Origin of the sequence: Campylobacter sp. RM12651, from assembly GCF_022369475.1 — a bacterium.
Taxonomy (GTDB): Bacteria; Campylobacterota; Campylobacteria; order Campylobacterales; family Campylobacteraceae; genus Campylobacter_E.
The window spans coordinates 1,822,803-1,836,486 of record NZ_CP059600.1 but is presented as its reverse complement, the minus strand read 5'-3'; the positions used below and the strand labels follow the sequence as shown (position 1 = coordinate 1,836,486).

Sequence of the window (13,684 nt, the reverse complement as noted above, 5' to 3'; positions counted from 1 at the left end):
AATCGGCTCTTCTTTTTTAGAAAATTCAACAAAAAGGAAAGCTTATGCCAAAAATGAAGAGCGTAAAAAGTGCTTCTAAGCGCTTTAAAGTAGGCAAAAATAAAATTAAGCGTGGTTCAGCTTATAGAAGCCACATTTTAACTAAAAAGCCTGCAAAAAGAATGCGTGATTTAAGAACAGCAAAATTTGTTCATGCTACAAATGAAAGCCGTGTTCTTAAAATGCTTTGTATGAAATAAGAGTTTTTGATTTTTAATCATTCGTTACCCCCGTTTAGGGAAAGATTTGCTTTAAGCAAACGCCATTAAAAGGAGAAATTATGGCAAGAGTAAAAACAGGCGTAGTAAGACGCAGAAGACATAAAAGATTATTAAAGTTAGCTAAAGGTTTTTATAGCGGTCGTAGAAAACACTTTAGAAAGGCTAAAGAACAATTAGAAAGAAGCTTGGTATATGCTTATCGCGATAGACGCCGCAAAAAAAGAGATTTCCGTCGTTTATGGATTATTAGAATTAATGCAGCTTGCCGCTTAAATGATTTAAGCTATTCAAGATTTATGAATGGTCTTAAAAAAGCTGGTATTGAACTAGATAGAAAAGTTCTAGCTGATATGGCTATGAATGACGCAGCAGCTTTTGCTAAAGTTGCAGCAGCAGCTAAAAAAGCATTATGATTTCTTTCCTAGCTAAGATTAGCTAGGAATTTCTTTCTTTAACATTTAAATATTTTCCCTAGTAATTTTTATTTTTTTAATATTATTTTAAGAATGGGGGGGGGTATAATCTTTTTTCTTAATTTTACTTTAAAGGATTTTTATGAAATTTGAGAAAAAAGTTATTATCGGCTCTTTAGGTGGATTTTTAACTACTATCATTGGAATTATTGCGGTGTTTTTTCCTAGTTTGCTTAATTTTGAAAAGAAAAATATGGAAGAAATAAAGATATTTATTAAAAGTGAAGCTGATATTCAAAAGTTTAAAAAAGTAATATTGGATAATCAAGGAAAACTTATTAATCTTGATTTAGAGTATTGTTATTACCCTACAATTTTTTATCAAAATGATATTTCAAATTCTAAGGATTATTTTTTAACAGCTGAATATGAAAAGGCAAAAGTTAATAACGATGATTATGTAGATAAAGATGAATATGACATAACAAGAATTTTTTATGGAACTATTCAAACTAAAGAAGGTTTGCAGCTTGATGAAGAAGAAAACATAACTCAAGGTATGGTAGTTAGTGGTATGGCTACTTTAGAAGCAGAAGGGACAATTCCTGTTAGAACACACGGGGGAACATTGATTTTACAAGGTTTAAATGGTGCTAATTTAGCAGTAAATATCCCATTTAAAAGTGATAAAAAATATAGTTGGGATAATTTAGGAGCTTATTTTAAAGATAGTGAAGTGGAGCAAAAATGTATTCCTAGTGGTATTAAAGGGTATAAAAATGAGTATGAAATTCCAGAATTATTTCACGAAAAACTACAAGGAATATTTTATGTATCAGATTATGTTTCTTTAGGTAGGCAAAGTGAAATGCAATTTGACAATGTTGTGAATTTAGAACCATTTAATAAAAAAGATTTAGCTATTAGAGATTATTAAGGAGAAGAAATGTTTAAGAAAATTTTAAAAGGTGTGTTGATAGTATTTGTTGTATTGTTTGTTATAGGATTATTTATTGATGATCCTATGGAAGTTGAATCGATAACTGATTTTAATTCTCCTGAAGTTAATATTCTAGGAATAGGAGCTTCTAAAAAACTCAAAATCACATCTAAAATAGATGAATTAGAAATATATGAGATTAAACTAAATAAAGGAAATTGCAAACTTCATTATGTTTTATCAAAATCAAATCCTAAAAAATTAAAATACGGACAATCATTTTCACCTATACATTTTTGCGAGAATTTAAAACAAGCAGAAATTAAAACCAATGAAGGTGATTTTACTTATTCTTTTTAAGCTATAGATTTTCTATAGCTTAAAAATAAATATTACTATTTAAAAATATTTCGCTAAAATTACTACCTTAAAAAAGGAGTTAGTATGAAAAAATTATTAATTTTATTATTTAGTGTTTGTATTTATGCCGTTGAGTGTGTGAGTTTAGAAGAATGCTTAAAAAATGCTAATTATTATCAGTTTGATAAAAATGATGAAGCAAACGCAGCTTTATATTATAAAGTTTCTTGCGAAGAATATGAAGATTATTTATCTTGCAAGGCTTTAAGTGATATTTATAAATATTCTGATAAATTGGAAAATAAAAAATTAAATAAAAAATACAAAAATTTAGCAATAAAATTGGTTAAACAATCTTGCAAAGATGATGATAATGCAAACGCTTGCTATGATTTTGCAAATTTTTGTGAAGTAAAATATACTCAATGTGATGATTTTGAAAAATTATATGAAAGAGCATTTAATTTATACGAAAAACAATGTAATAATAATGATTATTCATCTTGCTATTTTTTAGCAAATATGTATTTAAATGGAGTTAGTACTGATATTGATGAAGAAAAAGCTTTAGAATTATACAAATACGCTTGCAATAACAATGATAACAAAAGCTGCTATGAAGTATCTCAACTTTATGAAAATAAATCTCTTGAGTATTTAAGAAAATCTTGCGAATTAGAATTTAAATACGCTTGTGAAAAGTTAGATAATATAAAATAATTTTAAAAAGTTCTTATTTTAAGAACTTTTTATTATTTGATATATTTTTAAAAACGAGTAGTTATAAAAGCATATAAATTACAACTATTTAAAATAATTTAATATTTTTATTATTGTTTTGTCATAATAATCACATTTACTTCAAAGGAATTTTATGAATATAGAAAAACACCAAAATATGATTAATTTTATTTGGAATATCGCAGATTGTCTAAGATATTTTAAGTTAAAATTAGTTTTGTTTTTAATGTGAGAAAGTTTATGGAAATAAAAATCACTAAAAAGCGGGTGAAAAATATTATTATAAAAGTTCGTGAGATTGGGCTTGTTGAAGTAGTATCGCCTTATTTTATAAGTAGAGCAAAAATTGATGAGATTTTAAGACTTAAAAAAGATTGGATAGAACAAAGATTAAACGAGCTTAAAACTACTAAAAAAGCAGAGCTTTTGAGTGGTAATTTTGTATTGTTTTTAGGACGAAAATATATTTTAGAATTTGATTTAGGAATTTCAAAAAATGTAGAAATTCACAATGATAAAATTATTTTAAAATGTCTTGAAAATGATGAAAATAAAGAAAAATTACTTAATGATTTTTATAAAATTCAATCAAAAGAAATCTTTAGCGAAATTTTAAAAAGATTTTGTGTGATTGTTGGTAAAGATATAAAAGCTTTGAAAGTGCGAAAAATGAAAACTCGTTGGGGTTCTTGCAATACGAAAAAATCTTATATAAATTTAAATACCGAATTAATTAAAAAAGATATATTAGCAATAGAAGCAGTGATTATGCACGAATTAACACACCTTTATCACGCTAATCACTCAAAGGCTTTTTATGCCACGCTTTTAGGATTTATGCCTGATTATAAAGAAAGAATTAATTTATTAAAAGATAAATAATTTATATTTATCCCCCATATTTTATACAGCTAATGCCAAATTTATCTCTTATAGCACTTAGGGTTTCATTTAATTTTTGATTTTTTGTGGTGTTTTGAAAAATATTTTCGCAATATGTTTTATCAAGATTATTAGCAGCAATTCCTATATAATAAACACTTACATTTTTAGTATTTTTCATAAGAATTTCAAATCCTTTTACGGCATTATCAATTAGATTTTTTTCATCAAATGGTTGCATAATTTCAATTCCAATATGCTCTAATTTATTGCCGTATTTAATACTTATTTCTATTTTTTTAGGATGATATTTGTGCTTTGAAATCCAAACACATAAATATCTAGCAAGTATTTTAACCCTTCGCCTTAACTCATCATAATCACTAATTGGCTTAAAGCTTTTTGATATTGCGTGGCTTTTAATATCTTTTGTTTCTTCTACTTTTTCATTATCAACGCCTTTAATTCTTGCTATGATTTTTTTGCCATTTTTACCATATTTATCTAGCAAATATTCTTTTTGCAATAATTCATCTAAAGTATTTACCCCATAAGCTCTTAAATATTTTTGTATTTCTCTTCCTATGCCTGCGAAATTTTTTATATCTATTCCTTTAATGGCATTGCTTAAATCATATTCCATTCTAATGCCAAAAGGTTTTGCTAAATCGGTTAAAAATTTAGCTCCCCATTTGCTATTATTAATGCCTATACTAGCTGGTAAGCCAAATTTATCTAATAGTTCTTTTTGAAGATATTTTGCATAATCTAGCACTTCTGTGTCTTTTTTAAACCCTTCTAAATCTCCAAAAAACTCATCAATGCTAAATTGTTCAATCACGGGTATTTTGCTTTCTAAAAATTGCCTTACTTTAAAGCTTAGTTCTTTATAAAATCTAATATTACTTCTAGCTATTTTTAAATTCGGACATTTTTGATAAGCTATATTTAATTTATCTCCTACTTTTACGCCATATTTTTTAGCTTCATAAGATACGGCAATTGCAGTAAAATGCCTATAATCAATTACTTTATTTTCACTTCTTATAACTTCAATTGAGCTCATAAAAGCGATTTTATTATCTATATATTTTGCATCTTGATTGAAAAAATCTTCATCGCTTCCAGCATAAATCACACAAGGTGTATTGCAGAGTTCTTTATTTAATAGTCGTTGGGCATTTACAAAATAGCTATCAAAATCTATATGAAGTTTCATTAGAATTTGTTTTTATAAATATTTATAAATTCATTAATAGGTGTAGCACCTTTATGATAATAAAATCCTTGCAATTCATCACAACCTAATTGTTTTAAAATATTTACTTGCTCTAGCGTTTCAACGCCTTCTGCTACTACTCTTTTATTCATAGTTTTTGCTATTTTTATAATACCAATTATAATTGCTTTTGAGTTTTCATTAATTAAATCACAATCTTTACTATTTAATCCATCTATAAAGCTTTTATCAATTTTAATTGTATCAATAGGTAAATGATTTATATAAGAAAGAGAACTATAATCTTTCCCAAAATCATCAATACTTATTAAAAATCCAATAGCTTTTAATTTTTCTAATATAGTTTCACTACTGCTATTAAGTCTATATCTTTCTGTTATTTCTATATCTATTAAATTTGGATTTATATCGTATTTTTTAACATTTGCTAGCAAATAATTTATCATATCTTTATGGTGCAAGTGTTTTGCTGATATATTAATACTTATTGGAATGTTTATTCCTTTATTTTTTAAAACTTGTATTTCTTGAAATACTTTTGCAATTACAAATTTTTCAAGTTTTATTATTAAATCAGTTTTTTCTGCAATTCTTATAAATTTTTCTGTATTTTCAAATTTATCATTTCGTTTCCAGCGAATTAATGCTTCTGCGCCTTTTACTAAATTATCATTTGCTCCGATTTTTGCTTGATAATATACATCAAGTTCACCTTTTTCTAAAGCCCTTTTTAAATCATTTTCTAATTTTGCTTCATTATCTATTTGTGTTTTAACTTCATCAGAATAATCGCAATACAATGTATCTTTTTGAACGCTTGAAAGTAAGGCTGCTTTGTAAGTATCGTTTATTATTTGATTGTAATTTTCATTTGTTAATACACTAAAGCCAACCCCTATACTTTGTTCATAAATTCCATCACTTCCAAAATTAATACTTTCACTAAAGCATTCGTGCAACTTAATAGCCATATTATTAAAAGTTGTTTGTATTTCATCAATACAAGGAAATGCTAATAAAAAATCTCCATTGCCACTTATTTTAGCTATTTTAGAATTTAAAATAGTTGTAGAAAAACTTGAAAATCTACTTGCTAATTCTAATATTATTTTATCAGCTAAATCAAAACTTCTACTTTTTAATAGATTTTGATAGTCTTTAAGATATATATAGCTAACTATTATAGGACAATCGCTTTTTTCATAGAGTTCTTGTATGTCTAATAAGAATTTTTGTTTTTTAGGTAATTTGGTTAAAGAATTATAATTTTCTTGATAGTATATATCATTTAAGACTTCATTTAAAGAATTTGCTATTTTTTGAAATTCGCTGTAATTTAGCGTATCGTTTAGCATTAAAGGCTTATGTTTTTTTACTGAATTTGCGAGAAGTTCTGCAAAATCATTAAAATTTGATTTTACTCTTTTTAATCTTTTTATATAAATTGCATTACTAATAACTGCAGCTACTAATACAGCGAAAGAAAATACTAAAAATTGAAAAATAGTATGGTCTTTATTTTGTTGTAGCCTAATTACTAAGCTATCATTTCCTATATTGTGAATTCTATGATGCTCTTCAATTCTTTTTGCCTCGCTAATATATCTATAAGTTCCAAAAATTCCACCAGCAATTTCAATTAGTAAAAAAGTTGTAATAATAAAATTCTTAAACGAGTTAGATAGAATTGATTTTGTTTTCATAGTACTCACCTAAACATTTTAATTGATGCCTTTGCTTCTTCTTTTTCCATATAATTACGAACTGATTCTTGAGCATTTTTATTCATTAAATAGCTTTTAATTTGTTCTTTTGCTACTTCATAACTTGCCCCATTCATTTTATCTTTATTTAAATTATAAAATCTAATTACTTCATCATCGCTTACATCTTTCATATAATTTTGAGCGATTAAATCAAATAATTTCTTTTTTAGAATTTCATCTTTTATATTTTCTGTTAGCATTTTGATTTTATCTTGGTTATGTTCTATGAAAGTAGATAAGCTAATATTATTAGCAGCAGCTATTTTTGATAATTCTTGATTGATTTCTAGTTCATTTGCAGCTAATTTGAATTTTTTAGCTAAAGATGTGCATATTTTATTTTGAATTAGCAATCTTAATGCGTCGTTTTGGCTTATATTCATATATTGTGAAATTTCTATAATATCAATATTTGTAATAGGCTCGTTATTAACACTAGCTATGATTGAAGTTATAGGACTTGCGTTCATAAATGCACCAAATACAAGTGCAAGCAAAATTTTTCTCATTATTTACCTTTAAGTGATTTTAAATGATTATAACTATAAAAAATTCACAAAAGGCTAATAATAATGATAGTTACAAGATTTGCACCCTCTCCGACAGGGTTTTTACATATTGGTGGATTAAGAACAGCACTTTTTTCTTATCTTTACGCTAAAAGAAATAATGGTAAATTTATTCTTCGTATTGAAGATACAGATATGGCAAGAAATAGCGAAGAAGCAACCAAAGCTATTTTAGAAGCTTTTAAATGGGTTGATTTGGAAGTAGATGGGGAAATTACTTACCAAAGTAAAAGATTAGATATTTATAAAGAATATATTCAAAAATTACTTGATAGTGGCAATGCTTATTATTGTTATATGAGCGAAGATGAGTTAAACTCATTAAGAGCAGAGCAAGAAGCTAGAAAAGAACGCCCTAAATATGATGGAAGATACAGAGATTTTAAAGGCACTCCACCAGAAGGAATTAAGCCTGTTGTAAGGATTAAAGCACCGCTTGATGGAGAAATAATAGTAAATGATGGAGTAAAGGGTGAAATCAGATTTAACGCTGCTGATATTTTAGATGATTTTGTAATAGCTCGTGCTGATGGCACTCCTACTTATAATTTCGTAGTGGTTGTTGATGATGCTTTAATGGGCGTAACTGATGTTGTTCGTGGAGATGACCATCTTTCAAATACTCCAAAACAAATAATAATTTACGAAGCTTTAGGCTTTAAGGTTCCTAATTTTTATCATCTAGCTATGATAAATGGAGAAGATGGCAAAAAACTTAGCAAAAGACACGGAGCAACCGATGTTATGGAATATAAGGCTTTAGGATATTTGCCTGAAGCTTTACTAAATTTCTTATTAAGATTAGGATTTTCAAACAAAGACCAAGAAATATTTTCAATGCAAGAAATGAAAGAATGCTTTACATTTGATAATGTTAGCAAAGGTGCGAGCACATATAACGCACAAAAATTAGAATGGATTAATGCTCATTATATAAAAAGCGTTAGCGATGAAAGATTAGTAAATGCTTGTAAGGATTTAGGATTTGATTTTTCAAGTGTTAAGAATTATTCATTCTTATTAACAATGTTAAGAGAAAGAGCTAAGACTTTAATAGATTTGATAAATAGTGCAAAAATTATTATAAACGAGCCAAATTCTTATGAAGAAAGTGGAGTTGCTAAGTTTGTAAATGATAATAGTAAAGCTTTATTTTCTAAGTTTGTAAATGATTTTAAAGGTGCAAATACTGAAGCAGAATTTGAATTAGCCGTTAAACAATTTTTAGATAGCAATAATGCTAAGCTAAAAGACATAGCGCAATTAATTAGATTAAGCCTAACAGGAACAACAATTAGTCCTAGTATTTATGCTATTATGGAGTTTTTAGGCAATGATGAGATTAAAAAAAGATTTAATAATTTTTTAAAGGAGATTTTATGAATAATTTAAAAGAAAGAGCATTAGAGTATCATTTAGGCGGTAAATTAGGCACTTTTATTAAAACGCCTATGAAAGAATATGAGAGTTTAAGTTTAGCATATTCTCCTGGAGTTGCATATCCTTGCGAAGAGATTGCTCGTGATAGTGATTTAGCTTATAAATACACAAGCAAAGGTAATTTAGTAGCAGTTATTAGTGATGGTTCAGCTGTTTTAGGTCTTGGCAATATCGGTGGAATTGCAGGAAAACCTGTTATGGAAGGTAAGGCTTGCTTATTTAAAAAATTTGCAAATGTTGATTCTTATGATATTGAATTAAGCACTCAAGATACCGAAGAAATAATAGCAGCAGTAAAAGCTATTGCCCCTAGTTTTGGCGGTATTAACCTTGAAGATATAGCAGCTCCAAAATGTTTTGAGATTGAAGCAAGACTTCAAGACTTAGGTATTCCTGTAATGCATGATGACCAACACGGAACAGCTATTATTAGTGCGGCTGGGTTAATTAATGCTTGCGAAATAATTGGCAAAAAATTAGAAGATTTAAAAGTAGTTGTTTGTGGAGCAGGAGCAGCAGGGATTGCAAGTGCTAAGATATATAAGACTTTAGGGGTTAAAAAGATTTATTTAGTAGATTCTAAAGGTGTTTGCAATACTAAAAGAACAGATTTAAATGAGCATAAATTAGAATTTGTAAGAGAATGTGATGAGGATACTTTAGCTGATGTTTTAAAAGGAGCTGATGTTTTCTTAGGGCTTAGCAAAGCTGGAGCTTTAAGCGAAGAAATGTTAAAAACTATGGCAGAAAATCCAATAGTATTTGCTTTAGCTAATCCTGACCCAGAGATTTTACCTGAACTTGCGAAAAAAGTTCGCCCTGATGTAATTATTGCAACAGGAAGAAGCGATTATGACAATCAAATCAACAATGTTTTAGGCTTTCCATATATTTTCCGTGGGGCTTTAGATGTTAGAGCTAGAAAGATTTCTATGGGTATGAAAATAGCAGCTGTTAAGGCTTTAAGTGAATTAGGACGCCTTGAAGTTAGCGAAAAAACTAAAAAATTATATGGTAAAGACTTAAAATATGGAAAAGATTTAATAATTCCAAAACCATTTGATGATAGGGTAAAAGCTTATGTTAGCACTGCAGTTGCTAAGGCTGCTGTTGATGAAGGCATAGCTTTAGTTAAAAATTTTGATGATAAAGCATATTTTGAAAGGTTATTGAATGAAAGTAATTAAAAATACACTAGTTTCAACTTATTTAGCGAAAATTAGAGATAAGAATACATCTTGTAGGGATTTTCGTGAGCATATAAAAAAGCTTAGTGGATTTGTTATTTATGAAGCTTGTGAATTTTTAAGCACAGAAAAAGTTAATATTCAAACTCCACTTATGCCTTGTGAGTGCGAAGTTATTAGCGATGATATTGTAATAGTGCCTATTTTAAGAGCAGCTCTTGGTATGAGTGATATTGCACTTGATTTATTGGGTAAAGCTAGTGTGGGATTTTTAGGTATTCAACGCAATGAAGAAACGCTTGAGCCTGAATTTTTCTTTGAAAAATACCCACAAGATATGCAAAATAAAACTGCAATTATAATTGACCCTATGTTTGCAACGGGCGGAAGTGCTATTGCAGCTGTTGATAGATTAAAATCAATTGGTGTTAAAAAAATAATTTTTGCAAGTATCATTGCAACTCCTGAAGCAAGAGATAGAATGAAAAAAGCTCATCCTGATGTAGCATTAATTACTGCTTGTTTGGATAAAGGATTGAATGAAAAAGGTTATATTATCCCAGGTCTTGGAGATGCTGGAGATAGGATATTTAATACTTTAAAGGCTTAAAAATGAAAAAAATATTATTGGGTTTAAGTTTATTTGTTTGTTTAAATGCTGAGGTAATCACACAAAATATCAAGGAATTTGATTTTACTAATAGTGATTATGCTGTAATTGATGTTAGAATGCCTAGTGAATACGCTGCAACAGGCGTTGTAAATAAAGCAAAATTGATAACATTTCTAAACGAAAATGGAAGTATTAATCCTGATTTTTTGAATGAAATTAGTAAAAATTATTCAAAAGATAGCAAAATAGCAATTATGTGTAGAAGTGGTAAAAGAAGTGCAATGGTAACTAAAATGCTTGAGCAAAACGGCTTTACTAATATAATAAATCTTGATGGTGGAATGAACGAATTATTAAAGACAGATATTAAATTAGTTCCATATCAAAATTAATTTTTAATCCTATTTTAAATTCTTTTTAAAATAGGATTTATTTAAGTATTCCTTGATAGCCTGTATTAAAAAGTGCTTGATTTATTATGCTTTCGTTAAGTTCTTTATCGCTTTTAATTATCGCTGTTTTATTTTCTAAACTAACATTTACTTTATTTACTCCATCAATTTTTAGTAGTGCCTTTCTAACAATTGCCGTGCATAATGGGCAATGTATTTTAGGAATTTCTAAAGTGTATTCATAAGCATTTAAAACACTTAAAAATAAGCTTAACAATAATACTTTTTTCAAATCATTGCTCCTATAATTTCAGGATAAAATACGATAAATAATAATGCAAGTCCTATTAAAAATAATCTGATTTTATTTTTTTGATTTAGTTTTTTATAGACGAATATGCAATATAAAATACAGGTTGCAATCCCTAAATATACTCTAAAAGGTGCTAAAAAATCAAAATTAACAAGACTTACTCCAAATATTAAAAAGCTAATAGCTCCAACACAACAAAGGCTAGAGCTAATAGCTAAGATAAACATTGATATTAAATATTTTTTCATATTTGTTTTGAAGTGTATTCATATACAAATTCATTAGGTGAATAATAATCAATAGTATTTGAATCAACTTCAGCATATACATAGCCAAAATTATTAAGCGGTGCTTGAGCTGGGCGTGGAATTAGCACGAAATCTCTTTTGGTATTAAACTCGCACCAACACATTTCCCAATTACCGAATTGAAATTCTCTTAATTTTTGTATACCACTATCATTATTATCTAGGTTTAAAGATAATTTAACTTTAGCTACATCAGCAGGATCGCAAGGAATCCACCCATAGCCTTTTAGATAAAACTCCGCCCTACAATGTTGAGCTTTTGTTATATTTTCTTTACTACCCATTGCAGCATAAAATCTACTCGCACCTAAACGAATTCCAAAGCACTCTCTAGCAGGAATATTAATACTTCTTAAAAGTGCTACAAAAACAGAGCTAATATCAGTGCATTTGCCATAAAGTTTTTTACTTTCTAAAATAGCCTTAGCATCACCAATTCCACACCCAATTACACTCTCATCACGAGTAAAATTAAGTACTACCCAATCATAAATAGCTTTTGCTTTTTCTAAATCGCCTTTTATACCTTTTGTAATTTTTAGTGCATATTCTTTTACTATTCCACTAGTAAAAATATGTTCGCTTGGTTTTAAATATTGTGCGATACTTTCGTCTAATTTCTCGTTTTCATTAAAATTAACTTTAGAAAAATCAGTAATTCTATCGTGAGTTTTAATGCTAAATTGTGTTATTAATTCAGCTTTTACATTAGAAAAACTTGCATATAAACTATTAGTTTCAAAATCACTTAAATAAATTTCATTGTAATTTCCACTATTTACAATATCACTTGTAAGGTATTGATATGAGCGTGATTTTGGTAATGGAAGCCATATTTTGCTAACTTCGCCTAATTCGCTTAAATTATGTTTTAAGCTTACAATGTATTCTTTACTATCGTCTTTTGTTGCTTGAGTATTATTTACTAAAGGTGTTTCATTCGCACTTAGTAAAGTGTTTGCTGCAACTGCAGACGACAAAGTTAAAAATGTTCTTCTTTTCATAACTTTATCCTTGTGTGAAATAAACTTTTATTTTAAATTATTTTATTTAATAATAAATTTAGTTTTTTAATAGTTTTTATGTTATTATTGACCTTTACATTTTTACAAAGGAAAATTATGGCTAAAGATGATGTAATAGAAATTGACGGCGAAGTTATTGAAGCTTTACCAAATGCAACTTTTAAAGTTGAGCTTGATAACAAACACGTAATTTTATGCCACATTGCGGGTAAAATGAGAATGCACTATATTAAAATTATGCCAGGAGATAGAGTAAGAGTTGAGCTAACTCCTTATAGTCTTGATAAAGGACGCATTACTTATAGACACAAATAATTTAGCACTTTTTATGGTGCTAAACTTCTAAATTATTTTTTACCATTCATTTATCTTGGGGGGGGGTATAATCACTCTTTTGAAAGGAGATTAAATGAGTGATTTAACAACAAATGAAAATCAAAATGAAAACAAATATGATTTGTTTAATGGGGTTTTATTAGTAGATGTTGGTGCCGTAACGCAATATAGCTTAATTCATATAAGCGAACTTGAAATTACGGTTACTTCTGGTGTGAGTTACAAAGATGCAGAACAATCACTTAAAGATGTAACTAGCTATTTGGGCTATAACTGTGTTTTAAACATAGTAAGGGATAACTATACCGAAAGCACAGAAACTATAGGAGTTATGCATACAGAAGGTGAAGCAAATGGCAAGATTAAAAAAAGTTGGTTTGGCTCTCATTATAATACTAATTCTAAAATCAAATCAGAAACCATAGTTAATTCAGAAACTAAAATAAATAATTGCTTTAATATAAAAGGCACCCTTGCGATTATCGGTAAGCCAAACCCTAATGGTGAGAGCATAGATTTAGATGAGCTATCAAAAAAGGATGAAATAATTTTAAAGTGTGTTTATGCGGCTTATCCGGTTTATGATATTAATTGCGAGTTAGAAGAAGTTATAAAAAAACAAAATGAATTGGTTAATAAAACCTTAGGAGGGGCAGGACTTGCTACTTTTTTATCATTCGTAGTTGGGTTTTTATCATTTGTAAAATTTATAAGTATTCCTGTGTGGCTACTTTTTTTCCTTTGGTGCAAATCAGCAGACAAAACAAGAGATACTTATAAAAATGCTTTAGCAGAATATGAAGAAAATTTCAAAAACATTGCAAGTAATTATGGTAGTGAATTAGCAGCTGTTTACAATTCTATTCCGTACGCAAGAATTAAACATATAGGAGATTAAA

General features: G+C 28.0%; 18 protein-coding genes. 12 read left to right on the top strand and 6 right to left on the bottom strand.

Going from position 1 to position 13,684, the window contains the following annotated elements:
- The first annotated feature begins 44 nt into the window (after positions 1 to 44).
- The 6 genes from rpmI to AVBRAN_RS09100 all read left to right on the top strand — a co-directional run bounded on the left by rpmI (position 45) and on the right by AVBRAN_RS09100 (position 3,596).
- Entirely contained in the window at positions 45 to 239 is a 195-nt protein-coding gene (rpmI, locus tag AVBRAN_RS09125; protein ID WP_214119540.1) for a 50S ribosomal protein L35, read from the top strand.
- An 80-nt stretch (positions 240 to 319) separates the two neighbouring features.
- Positions 320 to 673: a 50S ribosomal protein L20 gene (gene rplT, locus AVBRAN_RS09120; protein WP_214117784.1), complete on the top strand. Its 354-nt coding sequence runs from the start codon at positions 320 to 322 to the stop codon at positions 671 to 673.
- Between the two features lie 142 nt (positions 674 to 815).
- Positions 816 to 1,610: a hypothetical protein gene (locus tag AVBRAN_RS09115; protein WP_214150076.1), complete on the top strand. Its 795-nt coding sequence runs from the start codon at positions 816 to 818 to the stop codon at positions 1,608 to 1,610.
- A gap of 9 nt (positions 1,611 to 1,619) precedes the next feature.
- Positions 1,620 to 1,973: a hypothetical protein gene (locus tag AVBRAN_RS09110; protein ID WP_239803084.1), complete on the top strand. Its 354-nt coding sequence runs from the start codon at positions 1,620 to 1,622 to the stop codon at positions 1,971 to 1,973.
- Between the two features lie 84 nt (positions 1,974 to 2,057).
- The gene (locus AVBRAN_RS09105; RefSeq protein WP_214117783.1) at positions 2,058 to 2,693 is read left to right on the top strand and encodes a tetratricopeptide repeat protein; all 636 of its coding nucleotides are present in this window, start codon (positions 2,058 to 2,060) and stop codon (positions 2,691 to 2,693) included.
- A gap of 249 nt (positions 2,694 to 2,942) precedes the next feature.
- Entirely contained in the window at positions 2,943 to 3,596 is a 654-nt protein-coding gene (locus AVBRAN_RS09100) for a SprT family zinc-dependent metalloprotease (protein ID WP_239803083.1), read from the top strand.
- Positions 3,597 to 3,603: 7 nt separating this feature from the next.
- Here the strand turns inward: AVBRAN_RS09100 and AVBRAN_RS09095 are convergent, their stop codons facing one another.
- Genes AVBRAN_RS09095 through AVBRAN_RS09085 form a run of 3 tightly spaced genes read right to left on the bottom strand, consistent with a single transcriptional unit; the run spans position 3,604 to position 7,111 of the window.
- On the bottom strand, positions 3,604 to 4,815 hold the full coding sequence (locus tag AVBRAN_RS09095; RefSeq protein ID WP_239803082.1) for a hypothetical protein: 1,212 nt from the start codon (positions 4,813 to 4,815) through the stop codon (positions 3,604 to 3,606).
- Positions 4,815 to 6,539, bottom strand: coding sequence for an EAL domain-containing protein (locus AVBRAN_RS09090; RefSeq protein WP_214119547.1), 1,725 nt, complete (start codon positions 6,537 to 6,539; stop codon positions 4,815 to 4,817). The genes AVBRAN_RS09095 and AVBRAN_RS09090 overlap by 1 nt, the downstream gene beginning before the upstream one ends.
- A 5-nt stretch (positions 6,540 to 6,544) precedes the next feature.
- Positions 6,545 to 7,111 (bottom strand): hypothetical protein, encoded by a 567-nt coding sequence (locus tag AVBRAN_RS09085; RefSeq protein ID WP_214117779.1) that lies wholly within the window; start codon positions 7,109 to 7,111, stop codon positions 6,545 to 6,547.
- A 42-nt stretch (positions 7,112 to 7,153) separates the two neighbouring features.
- On the opposite strand from AVBRAN_RS09085, the gene gltX reads away from it, so the two are divergent.
- Genes gltX through AVBRAN_RS09065 form a run of 4 tightly spaced genes read left to right on the top strand, consistent with a single transcriptional unit; the run spans position 7,154 to position 10,803 of the window.
- Positions 7,154 to 8,554, top strand: coding sequence for a glutamate--tRNA ligase (gltX, locus tag AVBRAN_RS09080; RefSeq protein ID WP_239803736.1), 1,401 nt, complete (start codon positions 7,154 to 7,156; stop codon positions 8,552 to 8,554).
- On the top strand, positions 8,551 to 9,798 hold the full coding sequence (locus tag AVBRAN_RS09075; protein WP_214119549.1) for a malic enzyme-like NAD(P)-binding protein: 1,248 nt from the start codon (positions 8,551 to 8,553) through the stop codon (positions 9,796 to 9,798). The genes gltX and AVBRAN_RS09075 overlap by 4 nt, the downstream gene beginning before the upstream one ends.
- Positions 9,785 to 10,408, top strand: coding sequence for a uracil phosphoribosyltransferase (gene upp / locus AVBRAN_RS09070; protein WP_214117776.1), 624 nt, complete (start codon positions 9,785 to 9,787; stop codon positions 10,406 to 10,408). Before AVBRAN_RS09075 ends, upp begins: the two co-directional genes overlap by 14 nt.
- Positions 10,409 to 10,410: 2 nt before the next feature.
- Positions 10,411 to 10,803 (top strand): rhodanese-like domain-containing protein, encoded by a 393-nt coding sequence (locus tag AVBRAN_RS09065; protein ID WP_214117775.1) that lies wholly within the window; start codon positions 10,411 to 10,413, stop codon positions 10,801 to 10,803.
- 37 nt (positions 10,804 to 10,840) lie between these two features.
- On the opposite strand, the gene AVBRAN_RS09060 is transcribed toward AVBRAN_RS09065, so the two are convergent.
- Genes AVBRAN_RS09060 through AVBRAN_RS09050 form a run of 3 tightly spaced genes read right to left on the bottom strand, consistent with a single transcriptional unit; the run spans position 10,841 to position 12,428 of the window.
- Positions 10,841 to 11,095: a heavy metal-associated domain-containing protein gene (locus tag AVBRAN_RS09060; RefSeq protein WP_239803081.1), complete on the bottom strand. Its 255-nt coding sequence runs from the start codon at positions 11,093 to 11,095 to the stop codon at positions 10,841 to 10,843.
- Complete coding sequence (locus AVBRAN_RS09055) at positions 11,092 to 11,364, bottom strand: hypothetical protein (RefSeq protein ID WP_214117773.1); 273 nt, start codon at positions 11,362 to 11,364, stop codon at positions 11,092 to 11,094. The genes AVBRAN_RS09060 and AVBRAN_RS09055 overlap by 4 nt, the downstream gene beginning before the upstream one ends.
- On the bottom strand, positions 11,361 to 12,428 hold the full coding sequence (locus AVBRAN_RS09050; RefSeq protein ID WP_239803080.1) for a transglutaminase domain-containing protein: 1,068 nt from the start codon (positions 12,426 to 12,428) through the stop codon (positions 11,361 to 11,363). The genes AVBRAN_RS09055 and AVBRAN_RS09050 overlap by 4 nt, the downstream gene beginning before the upstream one ends.
- Positions 12,429 to 12,545: 117 nt before the next feature.
- On the opposite strand from AVBRAN_RS09050, the gene infA reads away from it, so the two are divergent.
- Entirely contained in the window at positions 12,546 to 12,764 is a 219-nt protein-coding gene (infA, locus tag AVBRAN_RS09045; RefSeq protein ID WP_214117771.1) for a translation initiation factor IF-1, read from the top strand.
- Between the two features lie 94 nt (positions 12,765 to 12,858).
- Positions 12,859 to 13,683: a hypothetical protein gene (locus tag AVBRAN_RS09040; RefSeq protein ID WP_239803079.1), complete on the top strand. Its 825-nt coding sequence runs from the start codon at positions 12,859 to 12,861 to the stop codon at positions 13,681 to 13,683.
- The last annotated feature ends 1 nt before the right edge of the window (position 13,684 follow it).